This is a genomic window from Consotaella aegiceratis (assembly GCF_036541425.1).
Lineage (GTDB): Bacteria > Pseudomonadota > Alphaproteobacteria > Rhizobiales > Rhizobiaceae > Consotaella > Consotaella aegiceratis.
On the sequence record NZ_JAZHFT010000002.1, the window covers coordinates 21138 to 46238 of the forward strand.

Consider the following 25101-nt stretch of genomic DNA (forward strand, 5'->3'; position numbering starts at 1 on the left):
CCATGCCGTTGAACTTGGCAATTCGGGAAGCGGACAAAGGCGACTACGATGCGATCGCCAATGTCTGGCACGCCGGCGCGTCCCGAATGGATGGCTTGCCCGGCCCAACGCCGGGGCTCGATGACTTCCGCGCTCGGCTGGAGAAGGAACTGGCCGAGGGGTGGGAGCTATTTGCCGCCTGCGACGGCGTCCGGATCGTCGGCATGTTGGCCTTGAAGCCACGCGAACGCCGGCTGGACCAGCTGTTCGTCCTGCCGAGCGAGCATGGGCGCGGAATCGGGCGCGCCTTGTTGGATTTCGCAAAGCGTCGAATGGTCGACGGCTTCAGGCTTCGCACGCCGGCCTTCAACGAGGCTGCGCAACGCTTTTATGCGCGCGAGGGGCTTCGGCCGGCCGGCGAAGGACGCCATCCGAGCAATGGACGTCCCGTTCGGTTCTACGAGTGGCCGAACGCCGCCTCATAGGAACGCTACCCGGCCTCTGCCGCCAGCGAGGACGGAGACGATGAAACTGTCGGCGCCGCAATATCTCGTTCACCGACTCAAGAGATCAGCATATAAAAATATCTTTATATGACTTGTCGTGGCATGCTCGGGCTGCTAGAGCCTGAGGCCACGGTGGGGGAGTTGTTCCCTCACGTCCTTTTTCAGACACGAAGCCGAAGTGAGAGACATGGTCGATTACGTCGTCAAGGATATTGCGCTCGCGGATTGGGGCCGCAAGGAACTCGATATCGCGGAAACCGAGATGCCCGGCCTGATGGCCTGCCGCGAGGAATTCGGCGCCGACCAGCCGCTCAAGGGCGCGCGAATCTCCGGCTCGCTGCACATGACGATCCAGACGGCCGTCTTGATCGAGACCCTCAAGGCGCTCGGCGCCGACGTCCGCTGGGCCTCGTGCAACATCTTCTCGACCCAGGATCACGCCGCCGCGGCGATCGCGGCGGGCGGCACCCCGGTCTTCGCGGTGAAGGGCGAGACGCTGGAGGAATACTGGACCTACACCGACCAGATCTTCCAGTGGCCGGACGGCAACCCGTCGAACATGATCCTCGACGATGGCGGCGATGCCACGATGTACATCCTGCTCGGCGCCCGCGCCGAGGCCGGCGAGGACGTACTGTCCAGCCCCGGCAGCGAGGAGGAAGAGGTTCTGTTCGCCCAGATCAAGAAGCGCATGGCCGAGACGCCGGGCTTCTTCTCGCGCCAGCGCGATGCGATCAAGGGCGTGACCGAAGAGACGACGACCGGCGTCAATCGCCTCTACCAGTTGCAGAAGAAGGGGCTCCTCCCCTTCCCGGCGATCAACGTCAACGACAGCGTCACCAAGTCGAAGTTCGACAACAAGTACGGCTGCAAGGAGTCGCTGGTCGACGGCATCCGCCGGGCGACCGACGTGATGATGGCCGGCAAGGTCGCCGTGGTCTGCGGCTATGGCGACGTCGGCAAGGGCTCGGCCGCCTCGCTGCGCGGTGCCGGCGCTCGGGTCAAGGTGACCGAGATCGACCCGATCTGCGCGCTGCAGGCGGCCATGGACGGCTTCGAGGTCGTGGGTCTCGACGACGTCGTCTCCACCGCCGACATCTTCATCACCACCACCGGCAACAAGGATGTCATCCGTCTCGAGCACATGCGCGAGATGAAGGACATGGCCATCGTCGGCAATATCGGCCATTTCGACAACGAGATTCAGGTCAGCGCGCTGAAGAATCTCAAGTGGACAAACGTCAAGCCGCAGGTCGACCTGATCGAGTTCCCGGGCGGCAACCGCATGATCCTCCTGTCGGAGGGTCGCCTGCTCAACCTCGGCAACGCCACCGGGCATCCGAGCTTCGTCATGTCGGCGTCCTTCACCAACCAGACGCTGGCCCAGATCGAGCTCTTCACCAAGAGCGAGCGCTACGACAACCAAGTCTACGTTCTGCCGAAACACCTCGACGAGAAGGTGGCGCGCCTGCATCTCGGCAAGCTCGGCGCCAAGCTCTCCGAACTCTCCGAGGAGCAGGCGGCCTATATCGGCGTGACGCCCCAGGGTCCCTACAAGCCGGAACATTATCGCTACTGATCGACGCGCTCGATCGCGGCTGGCCGAAACCAGCCCTCAAAGCCGACCATTCGGGGCCGCCAGGTTGCAAGTCGACCGGCGGCCTCGCCTTTTTTGACGACCGTTACATTCTTGCGCTTTGCGTGAATCCCGCCAAGGTTTACAGTTCGTTAATCGTGTCGCCGGCGGGTGGGCCGACGGCGCGGAGGGGACAGGAGTTCACTCTCGAGATGCGGCTGAGAGGACGAGGGCACTGTGCGGAATGGATCGAGACTTCCGCTTGCGCAAAGGGGGCGCGAGCGGCTGAGATGGCAGGCGGTTTGGAATAGAGACCCAACCTGCAACCGACGAACGGAATTGATCGAATCAGTACGCAGGGGGTGGTGGATCGCCGCCGCTGTGTGTCTGTTTGCCCAAGGCGCCCACGCGCAGGCGCTCGATCTCGGTCGCGCCGGTACGCTGTCCCCCGAAGACATCGTCTTTCTCGCCCTCTACGCGCTGACCATCGGCGCGGTGATGCTGGCTGCGGTGTGGCTGATCCGGCAACGGGCGACCATCAGCGCCGAGAATGACACCCTGCGCACAGCTCTGGCGGAGAGCCAGTCGGACGCAGAAGCCTGCACCGCGATCCTGGCCGCCGACGACCAGCGCGTCATCCTCTTCAACGGTTCGGATTCGCCGCAGTCTTTCGGCAGGCTGCCGCCGGAAACCGGTTCGCCGGTCGAGACGGGCCGCTTCCTGTCCTTCGACCAGTGGCTGCCGAAAGACGATGTGATCTCGCTCGCAGGCCTGATCGATCGGCTCAAGGCGACGGCGGAATCGTTTCACCAGGAGATCCCGATCGACGGCTCGGTGATCGACGTCGCCGGCAAGACCATCGGCGGCATGGCCATCGTCCGGTTCTCGGCCGTCAAGGGCATGCGCGAGGAACTGGTGGGGCTGCGCGCCGAAAACACCCGGGTCGTCGCCACCGTCGAAACGCTTCAGGCCCTGGCCGACGACCTGCCGATGCCGATCTGGCTGCGCGACGCCGAGGATCGAATCGTCTGGGTCAATGCGGCCTATGCGGCCGCCGTGGATGCCGCCTCGGTGGCCGATACGGTGGATCGGCAGGTGGAGTTCTTCAACGCCTCCGACCGTGCGAGCATCACCGCCAAGCGTCGCGCGTCGAACGCCTTCCGCGGCGAGTTGACCGCCGTCGTCGCCGCCGATCGCCGCAACTTCCGTGTCGTCGAGACTTCCGGTCCGGTCGGTTCCGCCGGGATCGCGGTCGATATCTCGGAAGCCGAACTGGTGCGCGCCGAACTGCGGCAGATCGTCGAAAGCCACTCGGCCATGCTCGACCGTCTGACCACCGCCGTTGTCTCCTTCGACGAGAAGACCCAGCTCAGCTATTACAACGCCGCCTTCCAGAGGCTGTTCAGCCTGTCGGCCACCGAGCTCGAAGACACCCCCGACCACATCACCCTGCTTGATCAGCTTCGCTCGCGCGGCATTCTGCCCGAGGATCGCCCGCTGCGGGTGTTGAAGGAGGAAACCCTGGAGGCCTACCGGGCGACCGAGCCGACCGAGGCGATCTGGCATCTGGTCGACGGGCGCACGCTGCGGGTGGTCTCCAACCCGCAGCCGCAGGGCGGCACGACTTGGCTCTTCGAAGACCTGACCCAGATGCTGGAACTGGAGAGCCGGCTCAATTCGCTGGTTCGTCTGCAGGGCGAGACACTGGACTATCTGAACGAGGCGGTCGCCGTGTTCGGCCAGGACGGGCGGCTGCGCCTGTCCAATCCCGTGTTCGCCGAGACCTGGGGGCTGGGCGAGGAATTTCTGAAGGCCAAGCCGCATATCCGGGCAATCGCCGAGCAGACCTCGGTGTCGATCGTGCCCCGGCAGAACGGTGGCGCCAACGTCGGCTGGGACGATTTCGTGCGCGCCGTCACGGCCTTCGACGACGGGCCGCGGGAGCCGGAGACCGGCGAGGCGGAACTCGCCGACGGCACCGTGAAGACCTATTCGATCGTGCCCCTGCCCAACGGCCAGACGATGCTGACCTTCGTCGACATCTCCGTCGCCCGCCATGCCGAGCGGATGCTGCGCGAAAAGAACGAGGCGCTGGAGCAGGCCTACAAGATCAAGAACGACTTCGTGCAGCACGTGAACTACGAACTGCGTTCGCCCCTGACCAACATCATCGGCTTTTCGGCGTTGCTGCGCTCCAGCGACATCGGCCCGCTCAACGAGCGTCAGAGCGAATATCTGGACTACATCTCCACCTCCACCTCGACGCTGCTCACCATCGTCAACGACATTCTCGACCTGGCGACCATCGATGCCGGGATCATGGAGCTGGAACTCTCCGAGGTCGACATCGCCAAGACGGTCGAGCATGCCGCCGAAGCCGTCCGCGAAAGGTTGCGCGAGAACGACATCGTCCTGGACATCGACATCGCGGCCGCCGGCGACACCTTCCTGGCCGACGGCCACCGGGTCACGCAGATCCTCTTCAACCTGCTGTCGAACGCGGCCAATTTCGCGCCCTCGGGCTCGACCGTCGCGCTGAGGGGATGGCAGGCTGACAAGACGGTATGCTTCTCGGTCTCCGACGAAGGACCCGGCATCCCGCCCGACCTGATCGCCAAGGTGTTCGACCGCTTCGAGGCCGATCCCTCCGGAGGCCGCCAGTCCGGGGCCGGCCTCGGCCTGTCGGTGGTCAAGAGCTTCGTCGATCTCCACAAGGGCACGGTCGATATCTCGGCCGGCTCGGGGGGCACCACGGTGACCTGTTGTTTTCCGACCGGAGAGGCGCGGCGGGAGGCGGCTGAGTGATCCTGCCGTCCGGGCATGATGCGCCTTACCGCGAACTGCACGCCGCCTTCGACGGCGATCACCTTTTCATCCCATTGGCCGACGAATCGGCGACCCAGAATCTGGGCCGCATTCTGGCGGGGATCGTCGCGGCCGGTGAGGTGATCGCCCTGCGCGGCGATCTGGGCGCCGGCAAGTCGACGCTGGCGCGCGCGCTGATCCGGGCTCTGGCCGCCGATTCGGATCTCGAAGTGCCTTCGCCCACCTATACGCTGGTCCAGTCCTACGACACCGAGCCTCCCGTCTGGCATTTCGACCTCTACCGGCTCGGCGATCCGTCGGAACTGGCCGAACTCGGCTTCGAAGAGGCGGCCGAGGATGGCGTCGTCCTCTGCGAATGGCCGGAAAGGGCGGGAATCGAGACGATCGCCTCGCTGACGATCCTGCTGGAGGCGACCGACGGCAATGGCCGCCGAGCACTCGTCTCAGGCGTATCGCCCATGATCGTTCGCCTTTGCGATGCATTGGGCGTTAACCCGCACGCCAAGAAATCGTGAACCGCGAGCGGCAAGGCGAGCCGCACCGTTTTCAACCGTGTTCCAGGGGTGTATGGCGACAGCTCTTCCCACGACCGACAATGCGCCAGCACCTCACGGATCGACCAGATGACGGACGAGCAGCACGATAAATTTCGGCCTTCGGCGGCGATGATCCTGGCGGCGGGGCTGGGCAAGCGGATGCGGCCGATCACCTCCACCATCCCGAAACCCCTGGTCGAGGTGCGCGGCAAGGCGCTCATCGACTACGGTCTCGACACCTTGGCGCGCAACCGGATCGGCAAGGTCGTGGTCAATGTCCACTATCTGGCCGACCTGATGCAGGCGCATCTCAGGAAGCGCAAGGATCTGGAGGTCGTCGTGTCGGACGAGCGCAAGCGCCTGCTCGACACCGGCGGCGCCGTCGTCAAGGCCCTGCCCGAACTGGGCAGCGACCCGTTCTTCGTGCTCAACGGGGATACCTTCTGGGTGGACGGCTATCGCGACAATCTCGATCTGATGACCGATCTTTGGAATCCCGAGCGCATGGACATCCTGCTGCTCATTGCCGACATGGCGCAGGCCACCGGCTACGAAGGGCGCGGCGACTTTGCCATGGATGTCGAAGGACGGCTGGCGCGGGTGCCGGAGCGCGACATGTCGCCGTTCATCTATGCCGGAGCGGCGATCATCAAGCCGGAGGTCTTCGCCGACATGGAGCCGGTGCCGTTTTCGCTGAATCGCGTGTTCAACCAGGCGATCCAGACGGGTCGACTGTTCGGCGCCCGCCTCGATGGGCTGTGGATGACCGTCGGCACACCCGAGGCGGTGGAACGGGCCGAGGCCCGCCTCGTCGCCAGCACCGCCTGAAGAGGCGCCGACCGGCCGCCGCTCATTCGGCGGCGGAGAGCACCCGGCTAGGCTGGGTTCGGTCGCCGGGCTCAGGCCTCGGCCTGGCGCTCCGGCCACGCGCATATTGCCGGGGCGGCTGGCCCATGACGCGCTTGAAGGCGGTCGAGAAGGCGCTCTCGGATTCATAGCCGAGCGACAAGGCGATCGACGAGACCGGTTCGCGCGCGCCCGCCAGCCGGTCGCCGGCCAGAAGCATCCGCCACTGGGTCAGATATTCCATTGGCGCCATTCCGACGGTCTGCTTGAAGCGCTGGGCGAAGGCCGAGCGCGACTTGCCGATCTGCGCCGCCAGTTCCTGAAGCGTCCAGTGATGCGCCGGATCGCCGTGCATCGCACTGATCGCCGCGTTCATCTGCCGGTCCGCGAGCGCGGCCAGCAAGCCGTTGCCGGTCGGCTCATCCGCCAAATGCAGTCTCAGAACCTCGATCAGCATCGTATGGGCCAGATGCTGAAGGATGAGGAAACCACCGGGCTGGACCGCACGCAGTTCCTGCATCATCCGCTCCATCGACCAGCGGAGCGAGGACTGATGGGTGCCGCGGCGGATATGAACGATCGGCGGCAGCATCTCGAGCAGCCGGCCGGCCGGATCACCGGCGAGCGCAAAACGATTGGAGACCAGGAAGCAGTCGCCGCCGCCATTGTACGTGACGATGCCGCCCTGGCGCGCGACGGAAAAGACGTTCGAGGCTGCAGTCGCGGGCAGCGCCAGATCGGTCGCCAGACGGAACGGCCGGCCGAGCGGCAGCACGAAGCAATCGCCCTCCTCCAGCCGCACCGGTTCGGCCACGCCCTCGACCGCGAGCCAGCAGGAGCCCGCGATCACGGCGCCGGTCTTGATGCTGTTCTGCTGGTCGGAAAATTGGATTGCCCAATCGCCGCCGGCGTCGAAGCCGGCCGACATGTAGTTTTGCGGTTTGAGCAGCGACAAAAGATCTGAAAGCGGATCCATCACCCCAGTCCGGACGATCGCGAAGAATTCATGGACGCTATAGCATGGATCGTATCCCGACAAGCGACTACCTAGGCTCCGATCTCAGCTTCAGGGCCTTCCCATGCACCTCACCGGCAACACAATTCTCATCACCGGCGGCACCAGCGGCATCGGACGCGCGCTGGCCGAAGCCTTCCACGATCTCGGCAATCGGGTCGTCATCGCCGGCCGGCGTCAGAATCTTCTCGACGACATCATCGCGGCCCGTCCCGGTATGCGCGGGATCGCACTCGATGTCACCGAACCGTCCTGCATCGACGCCTTCGCCACTCGCATTCGTGAGGAGGTTCCGGACCTCAATGTGCTGATCAACAATGCCGGAATTTCCCGGGCCGAAGACATCGCAGGCGACGATACCGATCTCGCGGTGCCGCGCGCGATCGTCCAGACCAACATTCTGGGCGTCCTGCATCTGACCGCAAGCCTTTTGCCGATTCTCAAACGGCAGCCGAGCGCGACCATCGTCACGACCTCGTCCGGTCTCGCCTTCGTTCCGCAGACCGGCTATCCGACCTATTGCGCCAGCAAGGCCTTCCTGCATTCCTGGCTGCAGTCGCTGAGGATGCAGCTTGCGGGAACCGCCATCGAGGTTCTCGAACTCGCGCCGCCCTATGTGCAGACCGAATTGCTCGGACCCGGCCAGGCGAGCGATCCTCATGCCATGCCGCTGGCCGGCTATATCGCCGAGGTCATGCAGATCCTCGAGACGAAAAGCACGCCGCAGGGCGAGATTCTCGTTGAGCGGGTCAAGGCGCTGCGCCATGCCGAGAGGACCGGCACCTACGAAGAGGCCTTCGCCCTCCTCAACGGCCCCAACAGCCATTGATCGACACCACCGCCGATTGGACGATCGCCAAAAAACTACGGATTTTCGAACATGGTTCGTATCCGGAAGGCGTCATAAATCGACGTCACGAGCGGCCGCACCGGCGGCCCCGCCAACCATCATCACACGAGGAGAAGTGCCATGCGCATTTTTGTCACCGGCGCCTCGGGCTTTGTCGGCTCTGCCGTCATCCAGGATCTCATTGCGTCCGGCCATCAGGTGCTCGGGCTCGCCCGTTCCAACGCCTCCGCCGAAGCGCTCAAGGCCACGGGCGCCGAGGTCCATCGGGGCGATCTCGAAGACCTGGAGAGCCTGCGTAGCGGCGCCGCCGATGCCGACGGTGTCATCCATACCGCCTTCAACCACGATTTCTCGAAGTTCGTGGAGAATTGCGCTCTGGACGAGCGCGCCATCCAGGCTCTTGGCTCGGCCTTGGCGGGCTCCGGCCGGCCGCTGATCGTCACGTCCGGGATCGGCGTCCTGAGAGGCAACGGCCTTCTCACGGAGGACGTCCGGCGCGATCCCAATACCCCTAATCCACGCGTATCGGAGGAAGCCACCGACCGGGTTGCCGAGCAGGGCGTCCGCACCGCACTGATCCGGCTGGCGCCCTCCGTCCACGGCGACGGCGACCACGGCTTCGTGCCGCTCCTGATCAACATCGCGCGCCAGAAGGGCGCCTCGGCCTATATCGGCGACGGCCAGAACCTCTGGCCGGCCGTGCATCGGCTCGACGCGGCTCCGCTTTTCCGGCTCGCGCTCGAAAAGGGGACGCCCGGCACCCGCTACCATGCCGTCGCCGAGGAAGGTCTGCCGTTTCGCGACATCGCCGAAGTCATCGGGCGCCGGCTGAACCTGCCGGTGGTCAGCAAGACGCCCGAAGAGGCGGGCGAGCATTTTGGCTGGTTCACCCATTTCGCGTCCATGAACATTCCCGCCTCCAGCGAGTGGACGCGCCAGCAACTGGGTTGGCAGCCGACGCAGCCGGGACTGATCGCCGATCTCGACCGGCCGAGCTATTTCGAACGCTGATCGGGCCGTCGAGCGATCACGACCGAGCGCTCGGAAAGCCTGTGTGTTTTCGCGCCGGACGGGTGTGCTCGCCCGCCCGGCGCGGTAGATTCGTCCTATGCGCCCATCGGTCATTTCGATTCCCCCCGGAGTCCCGTTCCTCAAGACGCTGGCCGAGGCCGTACTGGCGGGCCGCATCGTTAAGGGGTTCCGCCATACGGACGATCCCCTGGCGCTGGCCGACGTCAGCATCTATGTGCCGACGCGTCGTGCGGCGCGCGCCCTGGCGGCGGAATTCGCCGCAGCGCTCGGCGGCGAGGCCGCGATCCTGCCCGCCATCCGGCCCTTGGGCGAAATCGACGACAGCGCCCTGTTCGAGCCCTCGGACGGGATAGGCGATCTCACCGCGACCATGGATCCCCTCGAACGGCGATTGCTGATCGCCCGCCTCGTGCGCCTCTGGAAGGAACAGATCTCGACCGAGACGCTGCGGATGCTGGCGGGCGATGACGTGCACCTGCCGGCCTCCTCGGCCGATGCGCTCTGGCTGGCGGGCGACCTTGCCAGCCTGCTCGACCAGGTGGAGGACCAGGCCGCCGACATGGCCGGGTTTGCCGAATTAGCGCCGGATCGCCTGGCGCATTGGTGGCAGCTCACCCTGACCTTTCTCAAGATCCTCACCGAGCATTGGCCGTCCGTTCTGGCCGAGCGCGGCCTGATCGACCCGGCCCGGCAGCGGAACCTCTGGCTGCACCGAGAAGCCGAACGACTGTCGGAAGAAGGCTCGGCAGGCCCGACGATCGTCGCCGGGACGACCGCGACGGCGCCGGCCACCATCGCCTTTCTCCGTGCGGTCGCCAACCTGCCGCAAGGCGCCGTGGTGCTGCCCGGGCTCGATCGCGATCTCGACGAGGCAAGTTTCGCCGCGATCGATGTCGCCCGCTCCATCGCGGCGCCGGGCCATCCGCAGTACGGATTGAAGCGCATTCTCGCCGGGATCGGCGTGACGCGCGACATGGTCGAGCCGCTTTCGCACGATTTGACAGACGGCCGGCGCGAGCGCGAGCGCTTCGTCTCCAATGCTCTGCGGCCTGCCGAGACCACGCATGTCTGGGCCGAAACCAGGAGTTTCGACCCCGCCGCCCTCGACGGGCTCGCCCTGATCGAGGCGGCCGACGAGCGCGAAGAGGCGCTTGCCGTCGCCTGCGCGATGCGCGCGGCGCTGATCACACCCGATGCGACGGCCGCGCTGGTGACCCCTGACCGCAACCTGGCGCGGCGCGTCGTGGCGGAACTCGCCCGCTTCGGCATCGCGGCCAACGACTCGGCCGGGCGGCCGCTCGCCGCGACGCCGCCCGGCACCCTGCTCCGGCTCGCCGCCGAAGTGGCGCTGCGGCCCGGCGACCCGGTGCCGCTGCTGGCGCTGATCAAGCACCCGCTCGCCCGCTTCGGCCTGACGGCGGACGCGGCGCGCCGGGCCGCGCGAACCCTGGAGATGATGGCGCTGCGCGGTGGCTCGGGTGTCGCAGACGTGGTCGGCCTGGCCAAGCTCTACAAGAAGCGCCGGGCCGCGAACGAGGCCGGCGAAGAGCGAATGCCGCGGCCAGTGGAACTGATCGCCGACGAGGACCGCGATCTGGCCGCGCTCGTCGCCGAACGCCTGGAGGAGGCCCTGGCGCCGCTGACCGAGCTGCGCGCCCATGCCCCAGACGAGATTGCCGCGTTCGCCACCGCTGCATGTCGGGCGCTGGAAGCCCTGTGCCGCGACCCGGACGGCGACGCCTCCAATCTTTATGCCGAAGAAGCCGGCAGCGGCCTCGCCTCCTTCCTCTCCGATCTGGTGCGCGCCCCTTCGACCGGCTTCGCCTTCGAGCCGGCGGAGCTGCCGGACGTGCTCGCCGCGCTGATGAGTGGCAGGACGGTGCGCCCGCGTGGCGGTCTGTCGGCCCGCGTCTTCGTCTGGGGCGCGCTGGAGGCGCGGCTGCAGCGGGTCGACACGGTGGTACTCGGCGGCCTCAACGAGGGCACATGGCCCGCGGCCGCGCGCAACGACGCCTTCCTGTCGCGCGTGATGCGGGCCGATCTGCTGCTCGACCCGCCGGAGCGGCGGATCGGTCTCGCCGCCCACGATTTCACCATGGCGCTCGGCAGCGAGCGCGTGGTGATGAGCCGCGCCATGCGTGCCGGCGGCGCGCCGGCGATCGCCTCGCGCTGGCTGCAGCGCATTTTGACGGTGGCCGGCACCGAGGGCGGCGCGCGCCTCCGGGCCGATGGCGAGGTCTATCTGGCCCATGCCCGCGACTTGGACAGTCGCCCCGACGAGCCGCGCATCGAGCCCCCCGCCCCGCGCCCGCCGCTGGCACGTCGCCCGAGCCAGCTTTCGGTGACCGAGGTGGAGACCCTGGTGCGCGATCCCTATGCGGTTCACGCGCGCCGGATCATGAGGCTCGAGGCCTTGCCGCCGCTGCTGCGCGACCCCGGCGCGGCCGATCGCGGCAGCCTGTACCACCGCGTCCTCGCCCGCTTTGCCGAAGCGCCGCTGGAGCCCGCCGACGCCGAAGCCGAGGCCCGCCTGCTGGCGATCGCGCGCGAAGAGTTTCTGACCGAGGATCTGCCGCCGGAAATCGAAGCCGTGTGGTGGCCACGCATGGAAACGCTGGCGCGCCGCTTCGTCGAATGGGAACGCAGCCGCGACCCGAACATCGCCGCCCGCCACCCGGAATGCCGCGGCAAGATGGAGTTGCCTGACGTCGGCCTGACGCTCACCGGCTTTGCCGACCGCATCGATGTGACGACCGGCGGCGGCGTCGAGATCATCGACTACAAGACCGGCACCAGCCCGTCGGTGAAGCAGGCGCGCACCCTGCTCGCCCCGCAGCTGCCGCTGGAAGGCGCCATGGCGAAACTCGGCCAGTTCGACGGGCTGAACGAGGCCCCGGCCTCGGTCGCCGATCTTCTCTATGTGCGGCTACGCGAGCGTGACTTCTACGAGGAGCGCCTGTCGCATCAGGACAAGAAGACCGGCGAGGTCACCACCGCCGACGATCTGAGCGAGGCAGCGCTGGAGAAGCTGCGAGGGCTCGCCGCCGCCTATCGCGATCCCAAGCGGCCCTACGTCTCGCGGACACGGCCGTTCCTCGCCGGCGACTTCTCCGGCGACTACGATCATCTGGCGCGGGCGCGCGAATGGTCGGTGGGCGACGAGCGCGGCGGAGAGGGCGAATGAGCCTGTCGATTTCCGCCGCGACGCGGCAGGCGCAGGGCACGGCCTCCGATCCGAGGCTGTCGGTGTTCGTCTCGGCCAATGCCGGCTCGGGCAAGACCCATGTTCTGACCGAGCGCGTGGTGCGGCTGCTGCTTTCGGGCGCCGAGCCCGCGCGCATCCTCTGCCTGACCTATACCAAGGCAGCTGCGGCCGAGATGTCCACGCGCGTCTTCAACCGGCTATCGAAGTGGGCGACGACGGACGAAGCCTCGCTTGCCGGCGAGATCGGCCGGCTCGATGGGCGGCCGCCGGGCGCTGCCCGGCTGGCGGAGGCGCGCCGTCTGTTCGCCCAGGCGCTGGAAACGCCGGGTGGCCTCAAGATCCAGACGATCCACGCCTTTTGCGAGGCGATCCTGCACCAGTTTCCGCTCGAAGCCGGCGTGCCCGGCCATTTCGAGGTGATGGAAAGCGCCGAGAGCGCCCTGCTGATCGCCGAGGCCCGGCGCATGCTGATCGCCGGCACCACCGGCGGCGGCGTGGATCGACGAGCGCTGGCGGAGGCCTTCGCCGATGCGCTCGCCTTCGGCGGCGAATTCGGGCTCGACCGGCTGATCTCGGAGATCGTCGCCAAGCGCGACCGGCTGCGGCGCCATGTCGAGCAAGCCGGCGGGCTGGATGGCGCGACCCGCCTGTTGCGCGAGGCGCTGGAGATCGGCGACGCCGACAGCGAGGAGACGATCATTTCCGACGCCTGTCCGCCGGCCGGCCTCGACGACGCGTTCTGCGAGAGCCTGAGCCAGGTGGCCGCGACGAGCAGCAAGGTCACCGACCAGAGGCTCCTGGAAAAGCTGTCCGCCTATAGGGCGGCGACCGATCCTCATGCCCGCTACGACGCGCTGACGGCTCTTCTCATCAAGAAGGACGGCGAGCCCTACAAGCTCGGCAGCCTTGCTACCAAGGCGGTCTCGACCTTCCACGAGGATTTCGCCGACCGCTTCGAGCAGGCGACCGCGCACCTGCTCGAAATCCGCGAGAGACTGGCGACGTTGCGTCTCTTTCGCGCCAGCGCCGCCGCGCTCGTCATTGCCGACCGGCTGGAGCGCGACTACGGCACGCTGAAGCGCCGCCGGGGGCGCCTCGACTTCGAGGATCTCATCGCCCGCACCGCCGATCTCCTGGCGCGCTCGGAGGCTGCCGACTGGGTGCACTACAAGCTGGACAAGGGGCTCGACCACATCCTCATCGACGAGGCCCAGGACACCAGCGCCCGGCAGTGGCAGGTCGTGCGCTCGCTGGTCGAGGAGTTCTTCACCGGCGAGAGCGCCCGCGACGGCACGCGCACGGTCTTCGCCGTAGGCGACGAAAAGCAGTCGATCTATTCGTTCCAAGGCGCCTCGCCCCTGATGTTCGCCGAAGAGCGCCGGCGCATCGGCGAACGCGCCGAGGAAAGCGGCCAGGCCTTTCAGCGCATCGAGCTGCATCAATCCTTCCGCTCGGCATCGGATGTACTGGCCGCCGTCGATGCGGTGTTCGAGGATCCGGACAACCGCAAGGGCCTGTCGTCCACCGGCGAGGCGCCAAGTCATGCGTCCGCGCGCGCAGAGCCCGGATTGGTGGAGGTCTGGCCCGAGGTCCAGGCCGTGGCCGCGATCGAATCCGAGGACTGGCTAAAGCCGCTCGACTTCCAGCCCGACAGCGCTCCGGCCAACGTTCTGGCGCGCCACATCGCCGAGCGGATCGACCAATGGCTGGGCGATCCGATTACGGTGAAAGGCGAGACGCGCCCGATCACGCCCGGCGACGTTCTGATCCTGGTGCGCAAGCGCTCCGCCTTCGTCGATGCCATGGGCAAGGCCTTGCGCGACCGGGGCATCCGCGTCGCCGGGGCCGACCGTCTTGTGATCACCGATCATATCGCGGTGCAGGACCTGATGGCGCTCGGGCGCGCCGTCGCCAACGCCGAGGACGACCTGTCGCTGGCCGCCGTGCTGAAGAGCCCGCTGTTCGGGTTTTCCGACGACGACCTGATGGCGCTCGCCCTGTCCAGAGGGTTGCGCGACGCGCTCTATCTGGCGCTGCGGCGCCTGGCGGGGCCGGATGGCGAAGCCCGCCTGCCGGACTTCGTGCCGGAAGGCGCACGCGCCGGCCTGCGCGAGAAGGCCGCCTTTGCCTTCGACAAGCTGGAGACGCTGCGCGGGCGGTCCGGCTACGAGGGGGTCTTCGCCTTCTACGCCCGCGTCCTCGGACCGGAAGGCGGACGCGCCCGGCTGACGGCGCGGCTCGGCCGCGACGCAGGCGAGGTGATCGATGCGTTCCTCGACCTGGCGCTGGCTGAAGAAAGCACCTCGCACGCCGGCATCGACGCCTTTCTGGCCAATCTCGAAGCCGCGCCGCCCGAGATCAAGCGCGAGATGGAGCATGGCCGCGGCGAGGTCAGGATCATGACCACCCACGCCTCCAAAGGCCTGGAAGCGCCCGTGGTCTTTCTGGTCGATCCCGGCTCGGCACCCTTCGCCCACACCCACGGTGCCCGGCTGCTGGCCTGGGAGGCCATGCCGGGACTGGTGCCCGGCCAGGCGCCCGGTTTCCTCTGGCGGGCCGACAAGGCGCTGGACGTCGGGCCGGTGACGACGTTGAAGGACGCGGAGCGCGCCGATGCGGAGGACGAATATCGCCGCCTGCTCTATGTCGGCATGACGCGCGCCGCCGACCGCCTGGTGATTTGCGGCACGGCTGGCATCCGCGGACCGAACGAGCAGTCCTGGCTCCAGCGGGTGCGGGCGAGCCTCAGCCCCAAATGCCAGGAAATCCACGACGCGGACGGCGCGGTGGCCGCGTGGCGATTCGGCACGGCGCCGGTAGGCAAGAAGCTCGCGCCGGCAGCCGCATCGGCAGCGCCGCGGCCGGCCAAGCTGGAGCTCTCGGTGCTGCCGCCGGAGCCGCTGCCAACCCGGCCACTGACGCCGTCCTCGGCCGGCGCCGTCTATCCGATCGAGACGGAGGACGATGCACCGATCCGCCCGGCCGATGGGTTCGTTTCGCCGGTTCTCGGCGAGGCCGGCCAGCCGCCGCTCGCGATCCGCCGCGGTCTCATCGTCCACAAGCTTCTGCAGGTCCTGCCCGATCTGCCGCGTGACGAGCGCGAGGATGCGGCGCGGCGCTACCTGGCGACGGTGGTGCAAACGCTGCCCGAGGGTCAGCGCGAGACCGCCCTCGCCTCGGTGCTGGCGATCCTCGATGATCCGGCCTTCGCGCCGATCTTCGCGTCCGGCAGCCGGGCGGAGGTCTCGCTGTCGGGCCGCGTCGAACTGGGCGGCCGGCGCTATACGGTCAGCGGCACCGTCGACCGGCTGGCCGTGGCGGCCGATCATGTGCTCATCATCGACTTCAAGACGAATCGCGTGGTGCCCGAGTCGCCCAAGGCCGTGCCCGAGGCCTATGTCCTGCAGCTCGCACTTTATCGCGAGGTGCTGCGCCCGCTCTATCCCGGCCGGCCGGTGCGGTCCGCCTTGATCTTTACGGAAGCACCGCGTTTGATGGGCATCGACGACAGCGCGCTCGACGCGGCGCTGGAGCGGCGGGCACAGGCCGCGCGGAATGGTAGTGGACCAAGCGCTTGATTTCGCACCGCCAGCCTTCTACCTCTCTGGCAAAGTTTTCTGTTTGAAGGAGCCACTCCCATGGCCACGAAGAAGATCGACAGCAGCAATTTCAAATCCGACGTCCTGGACAGCGACAAGCCTGTCATCATCGACTTCTGGGCCGAGTGGTGCGGACCCTGCAAGATGATTGCGCCGAGCCTCGAGGAAATCTCCGACGAGATGGATTCGATTTCGATCGTGAAGGTCAATATCGACGAGAATCCCGATATCGCCGCCCAGTACGGCGTGCGCTCGATCCCGACGCTGATGATGTTCAAGAACGGCGAGCCGGCGTCGATCCAGGTGGGTGCCGCGCCGAAGTCGAAGCTGGTCAGCTGGATCAAGGGCGCTACCGCCGCCTGAGGATCCACGAGCCGACAGCGCTCGGTCGATATTCAAAAGGCCCGGCCGGTTCGGCGCGGGCCTTTTCATTGCTTGCAGCTCAATGGCGTTCAGCCTGGGGCGATCAGCCTGGGGCGATCAGTCCGGCGACAGGCCGCTCTGGGCCAGCACCTCGCCGACAAGGTAGAGCGAGCCGCAGATCAGGAAGCGGGGGGCGGGATCGCTTCTCCACCCGGTCGACACCAGTCGGATCGCTTCTTCGACGCTGTCGCACGGCTCGGCATCGAGCCCGGCTTCGATCGCCGCGTCGGCCAGATCGTCCGGATCGAACCCGGCGTCGGTGGTATGCAACGGCACGGTGAAGACATGCCGCGCCATGCTGGTGAAGGACGAGAAGAACCCGACCGGGTCCTTGGTCTTCAGCATGCCGACGATCAGGAACAGCGGCCGCTGCACCTTGTCCTCCATATCGGCGATCGCCTCGGCGATCACGGCACCGGCACCGGGATTATGGCCACCGTCGAGCCAGAGCTCCGAACCGGGCACGGCGAGAGCGGCGAGGTAGCCCGAGGTGATGCGCTGCAGCCGGCCCGGCCAGCGCGCCGTCGTCATCGCCGCCTCGATCGCCGCTTCGCTCGGCCGAAAGCCGGAGTGGCGCAAGGTGGCGATGGCCGCGGCGGCATTGCCGATCTGGTGACGCCCCGGCAGGCGCGGCATCGGCAGATCGAGAAGCCCGGCTTCGTCCTGATAGACGAGGCGGCCATGCTCTTCGAACGCAAAATAATCCTCGCCGAACACCGTCAGCGGCGCGCCGAGCCGATCCGCGGTCGACTTCAACACGTTGAGCGCGGGATCTTCGAGCTGCTGGCCGATGATCGCGGGAACGCCGGGCTTGATGATGCCGGCCTTCTCGGCCGCGATCAGTTCCACCCGATCGCCCAGATAGTGCTGGTGGTCGAGCGAGATGGTGCTGATCACCGACGCCGCCGGCCGATCGATGACGTTGGTGGCGTCGAACCGCCCGCCGAGCCCGACCTCGATGAGGGCGGCATCGGCCGGATGCTCGCTGAACAGGAGAAAGGCGGCGGCGGTCAGGATCTCGAAGACAGTGATGGGGTCGTCGCCATTGGCAGCCTCGGCCCGGGCGATGGCGTCCGCCAGTTCGGCGTCGTCGACCAGGCGCCCGCGCTCACCACGACGCCCAAGCCGATAGCGCTCGTGCCACTCCACCAGATGCGGCGAGGTATGCACGTGCACCGCTCGCTGGTCCGCCTCGAGGATCGCCTGCAGGAAGGCAAGCGTCGAGCCTTTGCCGTTGGTGCCGGCGACATGGATCACCGGCGGCAGGTTGAGCTGAGGATTGCCCAACCGCGGCAGCAGGGCGCGGATGCGGTCGAGGGTAAGATCATACCCCTTGGGATGCCGCAGCAGAAGATTCTCGATCTCGGCTCTGGCCAAGCTGGTTGTCGTCATCAATGAGCCTTACTCGGCGGCTTCCGACTGGCGCGTCTCATCGACCCCATGGGCCAGCATCAACTGCTCGCCGCCCCTGATCTCGCTGGTCCGTAGCTCGCTCAGGGCGAGATCGCTCGGCGTCTTGGTCATCACCTTGAGCAGGCAGGCGATCTTCGTCTTCAGATCGTGCCGATGGACGACCATGTCCACCATGCCGTGCTCGAGGAGATATTCCGAACGCTGGAACCCTTCGGGCAGCTTTTCGCGGATCGTCTGCTCAATGACGCGCGGGCCGGCGAAGCCGATGAGCGCGCCCGGTTCGGCGATGTGGACGTCGCCCAGCATCGCGTAGGACGCGGTGACGCCTCCCGTGGTCGGATTGGTGAAGACGACCACGTAGGGAAGTCCGGCTTCCTTGAGCATGTCGACGGCGACCGTCGTGCGGGCCATCTGCATCAGGGACAGAATGCCTTCCTGCATGCGCGCGCCACCCGACGCGGCAAACAGCACCAGCGGCCGATGCAGCTCGATCGCCTTCTGGAAGCTGGCGACGATCATCTCGCCAGCGGCGGTGCCGAGCGAACCGCTCATGAAGTTCGGCTCATGAACCACAGCCACGATCGGCAAGCTTTCGATCGTGCCGAGCGCGCCGATCACCGCGTCCTCGACCTCGGTCTTCGCCCGCGATTCCTTCAACCGGTCGACGTAGCGCTTGGCATCGCGAAACTTCAGCGGATCAGCCGCCACCTTGGGCTGCTCCAGAAGCTCGTAGTCGCCCCCGTCGAAGAAGGCGGCGAGCCGGTCCTTGGCGCCGATCCGCATATGGTGGCCGGAGGACGGCACCACCCACTGATTGGCCTCCAGGTCCTTGTGGAACACCATCTCGCCCGTCTCCGGACACTTGATCCACAGGTTCTCCGGCACCTCGCGCCGAGACAACAGGCTCGACATTCTCGGGCGGACGTAGTTGGTGATCCAGTTCACGGCTGTTTCCCGTTCGGCAGTTGGACCAAACGAATGCGCTTACCGCATCCGGTCAGCAATGGCCATTCGTAAAGCGTGTCTGTGCCCTTAGTTGGGCCTCCGATCAGGCCTCGGCAAGGCGCGCGGCGCGAACCCCGTCGGCCAGCCCCCGAACCAGCGACACCACCGCATCACGAGTCTGGGCCGTCGCTCGCCCCTCTTCGTCGAGCGAGCCGGCGATCGCCGAGACCAGTGCCGAACCGACCACCACGCCATCGGCGGCCCTGCCGATCTCCGTCGCCTGCTCGGGCGTCCTCACGCCGAAGCCGACGCAGACCGGAAGGTCGGTATGGCCCTTGATCCGCGACACGGCGGCTTCGACCTTGCCGACATCCGGCGCGGCCGAGCCGGTGATGCCGGTGATCGACACGTAATAGACGAAGCCCGAGGTGTTCTTCAGCACCGCCGGCAAGCGGTGATCGTCGGTGGTGGGTGTGGCCAGGCGAATGAAGGCGAGCCCCTTGGCGAGCGCCGGCAGGCACAGTTCGTCGTCCATCTCCGGCGGCAGGTCGACGACGATCAGCCCGTCCGCACCGGCCTGCAACGCCGCATCGACGAAGGCCTCGACGCCATAGACATAGATCGGATTGAAATAGCCCATCAGGATGATCGGCGTCGTCCGGTCGCTCTCGCGAAAACGGGCGACGATGTCGAGCGTCTTTTTCAGCGTGGCGCCGCCTTCCAGAGCGCGGCGTCCAGCCTGCTGGATCGCCGGCCCGTCTGCCATGGGATCGGAAAACGGCATGCCCAATTCGATCAGGTCGGCGCCCGCCTCGGGCAGCGCGCGCACGATGTCGAGCGCCGTCTCGCCGTCCGGATCGCCCGCCATCAGGAAGGTGACAAGGGCCGGCCGGCCTTGCGCTTTCAGGGCCTTGAAGCGCTCTTCGATGCGTTTTGTCATAGCGGGCTTTCAGTGAATTCAGACGACCGGAGCGGGATCTCAGGCGCCGGGCGCGCAGGTTTCGGCAATCCAGGCGCGAGTGGACTCGTCGACGAAGGGCACGGAATGGCCGAAGATCGCCGGCGTCTCGTAGGGATGGTGTTCGCGGATCGCCGCCGCCACGTCGTCGAAGCGGTCGGCGCGAGTCTTGATAGCGACCGGCACTTCGTCGTGACGCTCCTTCTCGCCCTTCCACCAATAACGACTGTCGACCTCGGCGCCGATGTTCACACAGGCGACCAGCCTGGCGTCGAGCAACGCATGGCTGAGCTGGCGCGCATCCTCCAGCGTGGGACAGGTGACATGGATCTCGACGATGTCGACCTCGGCCATGCCTAGAGCTCCAACCCCATGGAGGCGGCGACTGTGTGGACGTCCTTGTCGCCCCGGCCGGACAGGCAGAGCACGATGGTCTCGTCAGGCCCCATCGTCGGTGCGAGCTTGATCACCTGGGCGAGGCCATGCGCCGATTCCAGCGCCGGGATGATGCCCTCCGTGCGCGTGCACAGATGGAAGGCGTCCATCGCCTCCTGGTCGGTGATCGGCGCATAGGTAACGCGGCCGGTGTCTTTGAGCCAGGCATGCTGCGGCCCGACGCCGGGATAGTCGAGGCCCGCCGAGATCGAGTGCCCCTCGAGGATCTGGCCGTCCGCATCCTGCAGCAGATAAGTGCGATTGCCGTGCAGCACGCCCGGCCGGCCGCCGTTCATCGACGCGGCATGGCCGTTCTCCACATCCATGCCATAGCCGGCCGCCTCGGCGCCGTAGATCGCCACCTCCGAATCATCCAGGAAGGCGTCGAACATGCCGATGGCGTTCGATCCGCCGCCCACGCAGGCGACGACGGCGGAGGGCAGCTTGCCGGTCTGCTCCCGCATCTGCTCGCGCGTCTCCTGGCCGATGACGCCCTGGAAGTCGCGCACCAGCGCCGGATAGGGATGCGGGCCGGCGGCTGTGCCGATCAGGTAATAGGTCGAGTCGACATTCGTCACCCAGTCGCGCAGCGCCTCGTTCATGGCATCCTTGAGCGTGCCGGCGCCCGCCGTGACCGGGCGCACCTCGGCGCCGAGCAGGCGCATGCGGAACACGTTCGGCTTCTGCCGCTCCACGTCGGTCGCGCCCATGAAGACGACGCAGGGCAGGCCGAAGCGCGCGCAGACCGTGGCGGTCGCCACGCCGTGCTGGCCGGCGCCCGTCTCGGCGATGATCCGCGTCTTGCCCATCTTTCGGGCGAGCAGGATCTGGCCGAGGCAATTGTTGATCTTGTGGGAGCCGGTGTGGTTCAGCTCCTCGCGCTTGAAATAGACCTTGGCGCCGCCGAGTTCCGTCGACAGGCGCTCGGCGAAATAGAGCGGCGAGGGACGGCCGGTGTAATGCGTGGCGAGGCTTTTCAGCTCGCCCTGGAATTCGGGATCCTGCCGCGCCTCCTTCCAGGCCTTCTCCAGGTCGAGGATCAGCGGCATCAGCGTCTCGGCGACGAAGCGCCCGCCATAGATGCCGAAGCGGCCCTCTTCATCGGGGCCGGTGCGATAGGAGTTGGGAAGCGGCTGGTTCACGAAGCTTTCCGTTCTTGGCTATGGGCGCCGGCGGCCTCGATCGCATCGAAGAACCGATGGATCAGGGCGACGTCCTTCACGCCGGGCGCGCGTTCGAGGCCGGAGGAGACGTCGAGACCCGAAAGGCCCGGACGGCCCAAGGCATCGGCCACGTTATCGGCATCGAGCCCACCGGAAAGCATGTATCGCGTTTGTCCGTCAAGCGCGTCGAGAAGCCGCCAATCGAAGACCACGCCGTTGCCGCCCGGCAGATCGGAGCCCTTCGGCTTCTTGGCATCCAAAAGCAGCCGGTCGGCCACTCCCTGATAGGCGGCGACCGCCGCGACATCTTCGGCGACGCCGATCGGCAGCGCCTTCATCACCGGCAAGCCGAAGCGCTCCTTGACCTCGGCCACCCGCTCGGGCGCCTCGCGGCCGTGGAACTGCAACCAGTCGGGCGAGACACGGCGGGCGACATCTGCGAGGAAATCGTCGTCCGGGTCGACGGAGACGACGACGGTCAGCGCGCGATCGCCGACGACACGGCGCAACGCCGCCATCGCATCGAGATCGAGGTGCCGCGGGCTCTTGGCGAAGGAGATGAAGCCGATATGGCTGGTGCCACGCGACAGCGCGGCGGCAATCGCGGCCTCGTCCTTCATTCCGCAGGTCTTGATGTCGAGCGTCATTCTCGCCTCGGGCTGCAACTCTGAAACTCGGATAACCCGCTTATCGCGCGCGGGCTGGTTTGGAGCAAGCGAAGACGGCCCTGCCAGATTTCGAGCCTGTCGGAAAGCCGCTCAATCAGCTTGGAAAATCGGCCATCCCGACGACGACTCCCGACGCCCCCGGATATCCGAGGACGCACAATCGGCCGTCGGGACAAGGCGGCGTCTCTATCGACCCTGCCCAAAAACGATTGACCCAGATCAATGTAAGCGGAACTTACTATAACCTCTTTGTGGATCCTGATTCGAGAATACATGGATTTCAAAAGTTGCCGCAATTCGTCCTTTGGCTCGCTTTCGGCTATACTCTCATCGGGGTGTTGACGCTGTTCGTGCTCGCGCAGCGAAACAGTTTGCGGCGCATGAGCTATCCTTCCTGCCAACCCCGCTCGCGCTGGCAAATCGCAGGACTGACATTGTTCTGGCCGACCTATTGGACCTATCGGCTGCGGCGGCGACGTCGGGTGGCCCGTCATGTTCGCAAACCATGGTCGCCGACGCCGGCGGTACGCTTGGATTCGGTGGCCCGCCGCTGTTGACGTCACGGATTCCAGACCTTCCGGCCTCGGCGATCGCTCCCTCCCGCCGCACGCCATGGCTGGAGCTCGCCGCGTCGGCCCGCGGAGCCGTGAGCGCTGGACGAGATCCGGTCAGGCCGCGCCGAAATCGATGCCGTGCAGCGAACCGCCGTGGCGCTTGAGCCAGGCCTTGCCCGCCTCCATCGAGGGGCAAAGCGACCGGCAGACCGCCCAGAAGCGGGGGCTGTGGTTCATTTCGCGAAAATGCGCCACCTCGTGGGCGACGAGGTAGTCGAGGACGTAAGGCGGCGCCATGACGATGCGCCAGGAGAAAGCGAGGCGGCGGTCATGGGTGCACGAGCCCCAGCGGCTGGTCGTATCCTTCAAGGTCATGGCGCGCGGCTTGAGCTCGACGGCGGCCGCATGCTTGTCGACCGCGGCCTGGAGCCGCCGGCGCGCCTCCCGCTTCAGCGCGTCCGCCACGCGGCGCGGCAGATGCTCGGACGCCCCGCCGACAAGGAGGCGGGACGGTTCGTCATTCTGGCCGATGACGAGTGTGGTGACGCGGCGACTGGGTTCGTGGACGATCTCCAGCAGGCCTCCGGCGAACGGAAGCATGGCACCATGGGTCACTGTCAGACGCTTCGGCGCGATCGACAGCCGGCTCTCGGCCCAGCCGCGATGGCGATCGAGAAAGTCGAGAACGGTCTCGTGGCGGGTTCGCGGCGGCACGGTGACCGTCAGGCCAGCGCCGCCGGGCGTGATGCGCATGATGATGCGCTTGGCGCGCGGATTGCAGCGCACCGTGAGTGGCACGTCGCCGTTGGAAAGCGCCAGCACCTCTGGAAAAGACAACGCGGCAGGGCGGCGAGATTGGGCGATCTTTTTCAGAAGAGGCACCGTCATAGGGCCGTAGTTTAGCCGATTCGCCGCGCAACCGCGCCCGGTTTCGTTCCTGCCGCTCTCATCCGGTCTCACAGGTTTGCTGCCGCCGATCGCGATGTGCCGGTGACGGCGGGGTTTCGGTCGTCATCACGGACTGGCGGCGAGAGCGCAAACGAAAGCGGCGGCGCCTCGTCGGCGCCGCCGCTTTTTCAGTCATCGTCGGCACGGGGATCAGCCGTCGATGGTGGTCTCGCCGTCGGCTTCCGGCCGCTTGCGGCGGCGGGAGGCCATGAAGCGATCGAACTCTTCCTGGTCCTTGGCCCGGCGCAGCTCGCGGGCATAGTCCTCGAACTCGGCGGCGGCCTCGTTCAGCTTGCGGCGCTCCTCGTCGAGACGAGCGAGTTCCTTTTCGCGCCAGTCGTCGAAGGCGACGTTGCCGGTGCGGTCCATGCCGAACCCGTGGCGCCGCATTCCGGCGCGGCGCATGCCGCACATCACGCGGTCGGTCGACCGGTTCACGTCACGGCGAAACCCTTCGAGGCGGTCTCCCCACAAAATATAGGCGATCATAGCCAATCCCAGCGGCCAGTAGACCATGAACCCGACCACCATCAGAGCGATAGTCGCAGGCGTCCATGCAGGGCGAATCAATGCTTGCGAAGTCATGTTTTAGCTTCCCTTGTAAAGACCGCGAGGCGCGCGCATCGCACAAAAACCAGATGGTTATGCCAAAAACTCCGTTCAATATCGTCGATACCGATTTTTAGTCTTGGCGTACCGATTTCTCTCCTTCGATCGACATCCGGGCGGGAAAGGCTTCGGCCACGACGACTAAAGGCGGCACACCATGACGCAGCGCTGCGCAGCCAGTGCCGAAGTCGGCGCCTCCGCGTGGAACTGCATCCGCATCGCAGCGGTCAGCCGATCGTCCCCGATCCGCTCAAAACCATGGCGTGCATAGAAGGGTGCGTTGAACGGGACATCCACGAAGGTCGACAGGCCGAGAGCGAGATGTCCGCGCCGGCGTGCCCGGTCCAGGGTCGCCCGCAGCAGGGCCGTACCAAGACCTCGCTGCACGAATGCGGGGTCGACCGACAATTCGGCCAGCCAATAAAGGTCTTCCAAGGCGAACGCAGCCGCAAAGCCAGCGGGCTCGCCTGCCAGTTCACCGGCAACGAGCACACCGTGACGGTCGAGCCACGCTTGATAGTCGGCAAGCGTACCCGGCCAGCCCGTGGCATCGGGATGGCCGGCCGCCTGCAGTAGGGTCGAGGCCGCACGCTCGATGCGCAGCAGCTCCGCGTCGTCGCCCGCCATCCTCATCCGGATGCCGAAGCCGCTCGGCGCCAAATCGCCGAACCCATCAGTCGAGGCGGCTGACGTCATGGCACGTGCTGCCGTTCAGTCGTCGATGCCCTCGACGACGACCAGCTCCGAATCGGCCACGTCCTGGCGTATCGCCTTGGCTTTCTGATAGGCCTCGCTCGCATAGCAGGCCTTGGCGGCCGCAAGGCTGGGAAACTCGATCACCACGTTACGGGACCGCGCGTTGCCCTCCAGTTCGACGAAGGGACCGCCGCGTGCGAGGAAGCGGGCGCCGTGGGCCTCGAAGGCCGGCTGTGCCGCTGCGATGTAGTCTTGATAGCGCTCGGGCTTACGCACATCGACCCGGGCGATCCAGTACGCTTTCGGCATTCTTTTTCTT

Annotated in this window: 22 protein-coding genes; 11 read left to right on the forward strand and 11 right to left on the reverse strand. The window is 66.6% G+C overall.

Features of this window, described 5'->3' with window-relative positions; all coding sequences use genetic code 11:
- The first annotated feature begins 2 nt into the window (after positions 1 to 2).
- The 5 genes from SMD10_RS01700 to SMD10_RS01720 all read left to right on the forward strand — a co-directional run bounded on the left by SMD10_RS01700 (position 3) and on the right by SMD10_RS01720 (position 6251).
- Positions 3 to 464: a GNAT family N-acetyltransferase gene (locus tag SMD10_RS01700; RefSeq protein ID WP_331683911.1), complete on the forward strand. Its 462-nt coding sequence runs from the start codon at positions 3 to 5 to the stop codon at positions 462 to 464.
- A gap of 208 nt (positions 465 to 672) precedes the next feature.
- On the forward strand, positions 673 to 2064 hold the full coding sequence (ahcY, locus tag SMD10_RS01705; protein WP_331683912.1) for an adenosylhomocysteinase: 1392 nt from the start codon (positions 673 to 675) through the stop codon (positions 2062 to 2064).
- Between the two features lie 378 nt (positions 2065 to 2442).
- The gene (locus SMD10_RS01710; RefSeq protein WP_331683913.1) at positions 2443 to 4866 is read left to right on the forward strand and encodes a sensor histidine kinase; all 2424 of its coding nucleotides are present in this window, start codon (positions 2443 to 2445) and stop codon (positions 4864 to 4866) included.
- Complete coding sequence (gene tsaE / locus SMD10_RS01715; RefSeq protein WP_331683914.1) at positions 4863 to 5402, forward strand: tRNA (adenosine(37)-N6)-threonylcarbamoyltransferase complex ATPase subunit type 1 TsaE; 540 nt, start codon at positions 4863 to 4865, stop codon at positions 5400 to 5402. Before SMD10_RS01710 ends, tsaE begins: the two co-directional genes overlap by 4 nt.
- Before the next feature lie 108 nt (positions 5403 to 5510).
- Complete coding sequence (locus SMD10_RS01720) at positions 5511 to 6251, forward strand: nucleotidyltransferase family protein (RefSeq protein ID WP_331683915.1); 741 nt, start codon at positions 5511 to 5513, stop codon at positions 6249 to 6251.
- Positions 6252 to 6273: 22 nt separating this feature from the next.
- Here the strand turns inward: SMD10_RS01720 and SMD10_RS01725 are convergent, their stop codons facing one another.
- On the reverse strand, positions 6274 to 7245 hold the full coding sequence (locus SMD10_RS01725) for an AraC family transcriptional regulator (RefSeq protein ID WP_331683916.1): 972 nt from the start codon (positions 7243 to 7245) through the stop codon (positions 6274 to 6276).
- A 103-nt stretch (positions 7246 to 7348) separates the two neighbouring features.
- On the opposite strand from SMD10_RS01725, the gene SMD10_RS01730 reads away from it, so the two are divergent.
- The 5 genes from SMD10_RS01730 (at position 7349) to trxA (ending at position 16333) form a co-directional block, all read left to right on the forward strand.
- Positions 7349 to 8113 (forward strand): SDR family oxidoreductase, encoded by a 765-nt coding sequence (locus SMD10_RS01730; protein WP_331683917.1) that lies wholly within the window; start codon positions 7349 to 7351, stop codon positions 8111 to 8113.
- A gap of 141 nt (positions 8114 to 8254) precedes the next feature.
- Entirely contained in the window at positions 8255 to 9145 is an 891-nt protein-coding gene (locus SMD10_RS01735) for an SDR family oxidoreductase (RefSeq protein ID WP_331683918.1), read from the forward strand.
- A 97-nt stretch (positions 9146 to 9242) separates the two neighbouring features.
- Positions 9243 to 12350, forward strand: a complete 3108-nt coding sequence (addB, locus tag SMD10_RS01740) for a double-strand break repair protein AddB (RefSeq protein ID WP_331683919.1) — start codon at positions 9243 to 9245, stop codon at positions 12348 to 12350.
- Complete coding sequence (gene addA, locus SMD10_RS01745; RefSeq protein WP_331683920.1) at positions 12347 to 15949, forward strand: double-strand break repair helicase AddA; 3603 nt, start codon at positions 12347 to 12349, stop codon at positions 15947 to 15949. Before addB ends, addA begins: the two co-directional genes overlap by 4 nt.
- Before the next feature lie 60 nt (positions 15950 to 16009).
- A complete protein-coding gene (trxA, locus tag SMD10_RS01750) occupies positions 16010 to 16333 on the forward strand; it encodes a thioredoxin (protein ID WP_331683921.1) in 324 nt (107 codons plus the stop codon).
- 117 nt (positions 16334 to 16450) lie between these two features.
- Here trxA and SMD10_RS01755 read toward each other — a convergent pair whose 3' ends face one another.
- The 6 genes from SMD10_RS01755 to SMD10_RS01780 all read right to left on the reverse strand — a co-directional run bounded on the left by SMD10_RS01755 (position 16451) and on the right by SMD10_RS01780 (position 21954).
- The gene (locus SMD10_RS01755) at positions 16451 to 17785 is read right to left on the reverse strand and encodes a bifunctional folylpolyglutamate synthase/dihydrofolate synthase (protein WP_331683922.1); all 1335 of its coding nucleotides are present in this window, start codon (positions 17783 to 17785) and stop codon (positions 16451 to 16453) included.
- A 9-nt stretch (positions 17786 to 17794) separates the two neighbouring features.
- Entirely contained in the window at positions 17795 to 18751 is a 957-nt protein-coding gene (gene accD, locus SMD10_RS01760) for an acetyl-CoA carboxylase, carboxyltransferase subunit beta (RefSeq protein ID WP_331683923.1), read from the reverse strand.
- A 103-nt stretch (positions 18752 to 18854) separates the two neighbouring features.
- Positions 18855 to 19691, reverse strand: a complete 837-nt coding sequence (gene trpA / locus SMD10_RS01765; protein ID WP_331683924.1) for a tryptophan synthase subunit alpha — start codon at positions 19689 to 19691, stop codon at positions 18855 to 18857.
- A gap of 39 nt (positions 19692 to 19730) precedes the next feature.
- A complete protein-coding gene (gene cutA / locus SMD10_RS01770; protein ID WP_331683925.1) occupies positions 19731 to 20063 on the reverse strand; it encodes a divalent-cation tolerance protein CutA in 333 nt (110 codons plus the stop codon).
- 2 nt (positions 20064 to 20065) lie between these two features.
- Entirely contained in the window at positions 20066 to 21286 is a 1221-nt protein-coding gene (trpB, locus tag SMD10_RS01775) for a tryptophan synthase subunit beta (protein ID WP_331683926.1), read from the reverse strand.
- Positions 21283 to 21954: a phosphoribosylanthranilate isomerase gene (locus SMD10_RS01780; protein ID WP_331683927.1), complete on the reverse strand. Its 672-nt coding sequence runs from the start codon at positions 21952 to 21954 to the stop codon at positions 21283 to 21285. The genes trpB and SMD10_RS01780 overlap by 4 nt, the downstream gene beginning before the upstream one ends.
- A gap of 59 nt (positions 21955 to 22013) precedes the next feature.
- Between SMD10_RS01780 and SMD10_RS01785 the strand changes: the two genes are divergently transcribed.
- Positions 22014 to 22532: a hypothetical protein gene (locus SMD10_RS01785; protein ID WP_331683928.1), complete on the forward strand. Its 519-nt coding sequence runs from the start codon at positions 22014 to 22016 to the stop codon at positions 22530 to 22532.
- 111 nt (positions 22533 to 22643) lie between these two features.
- On the opposite strand, the gene SMD10_RS01790 is transcribed toward SMD10_RS01785, so the two are convergent.
- The 4 genes from SMD10_RS01790 to SMD10_RS01805 all read right to left on the reverse strand — a co-directional run bounded on the left by SMD10_RS01790 (position 22644) and on the right by SMD10_RS01805 (position 25091).
- The gene (locus SMD10_RS01790) at positions 22644 to 23417 is read right to left on the reverse strand and encodes a M48 family metallopeptidase (protein ID WP_331683929.1); all 774 of its coding nucleotides are present in this window, start codon (positions 23415 to 23417) and stop codon (positions 22644 to 22646) included.
- Positions 23418 to 23627: 210 nt separating this feature from the next.
- Complete coding sequence (locus SMD10_RS01795; RefSeq protein WP_331683930.1) at positions 23628 to 24062, reverse strand: DUF2852 domain-containing protein; 435 nt, start codon at positions 24060 to 24062, stop codon at positions 23628 to 23630.
- A gap of 165 nt (positions 24063 to 24227) precedes the next feature.
- Positions 24228 to 24782 (reverse strand): GNAT family N-acetyltransferase, encoded by a 555-nt coding sequence (locus SMD10_RS01800; RefSeq protein WP_331683931.1) that lies wholly within the window; start codon positions 24780 to 24782, stop codon positions 24228 to 24230.
- A 15-nt stretch (positions 24783 to 24797) separates the two neighbouring features.
- On the reverse strand, positions 24798 to 25091 hold the full coding sequence (locus tag SMD10_RS01805; RefSeq protein ID WP_331683932.1) for a DUF1330 domain-containing protein: 294 nt from the start codon (positions 25089 to 25091) through the stop codon (positions 24798 to 24800).
- Positions 25092 to 25101 lie beyond the last annotated feature (10 nt).

Bases quoted from the DNA above. Each gene is read 5' to 3' on its own strand.
- SMD10_RS01700 (WP_331683911.1), top strand. From the start codon at position 3: ATGCCGTTGAACTTGGCAATTCGGGAAGCGGACAAAGGCGACTACGAT.
- ahcY (WP_331683912.1), top strand. From the start codon at position 673: ATGGTCGATTACGTCGTCAAGGATATTGCGCTCGCGGATTGGGGCCGC.
- SMD10_RS01720 (WP_331683915.1), top strand. From the start codon at position 5,511: ATGACGGACGAGCAGCACGATAAATTTCGGCCTTCGGCGGCGATGATC.
- SMD10_RS01725 (WP_331683916.1), bottom strand. From the start codon at position 7,245: ATGGATCCGCTTTCAGATCTTTTGTCGCTGCTCAAACCGCAAAACTAC.
- SMD10_RS01730 (WP_331683917.1), top strand. From the start codon at position 7,349: ATGCACCTCACCGGCAACACAATTCTCATCACCGGCGGCACCAGCGGC.
- SMD10_RS01735 (WP_331683918.1), top strand. From the start codon at position 8,255: ATGCGCATTTTTGTCACCGGCGCCTCGGGCTTTGTCGGCTCTGCCGTC.
- addB (WP_331683919.1), top strand. From the start codon at position 9,243: ATGCGCCCATCGGTCATTTCGATTCCCCCCGGAGTCCCGTTCCTCAAG.
- addA (WP_331683920.1), top strand. From the start codon at position 12,347: ATGAGCCTGTCGATTTCCGCCGCGACGCGGCAGGCGCAGGGCACGGCC.
- trxA (WP_331683921.1), top strand. From the start codon at position 16,010: ATGGCCACGAAGAAGATCGACAGCAGCAATTTCAAATCCGACGTCCTG.
- SMD10_RS01755 (WP_331683922.1), bottom strand. From the start codon at position 17,785: ATGACGACAACCAGCTTGGCCAGAGCCGAGATCGAGAATCTTCTGCTG.
- trpA (WP_331683924.1), bottom strand. From the start codon at position 19,691: ATGACAAAACGCATCGAAGAGCGCTTCAAGGCCCTGAAAGCGCAAGGC.
- cutA (WP_331683925.1), bottom strand. From the start codon at position 20,063: ATGGCCGAGGTCGACATCGTCGAGATCCATGTCACCTGTCCCACGCTG.
- SMD10_RS01780 (WP_331683927.1), bottom strand. From the start codon at position 21,954: ATGACGCTCGACATCAAGACCTGCGGAATGAAGGACGAGGCCGCGATT.
- SMD10_RS01790 (WP_331683929.1), bottom strand. From the start codon at position 23,417: ATGACGGTGCCTCTTCTGAAAAAGATCGCCCAATCTCGCCGCCCTGCC.
- SMD10_RS01795 (WP_331683930.1), bottom strand. From the start codon at position 24,062: ATGACTTCGCAAGCATTGATTCGCCCTGCATGGACGCCTGCGACTATC.
- SMD10_RS01800 (WP_331683931.1), bottom strand. From the start codon at position 24,782: ATGACGTCAGCCGCCTCGACTGATGGGTTCGGCGATTTGGCGCCGAGC.
- SMD10_RS01805 (WP_331683932.1), bottom strand. From the start codon at position 25,091: ATGCCGAAAGCGTACTGGATCGCCCGGGTCGATGTGCGTAAGCCCGAG.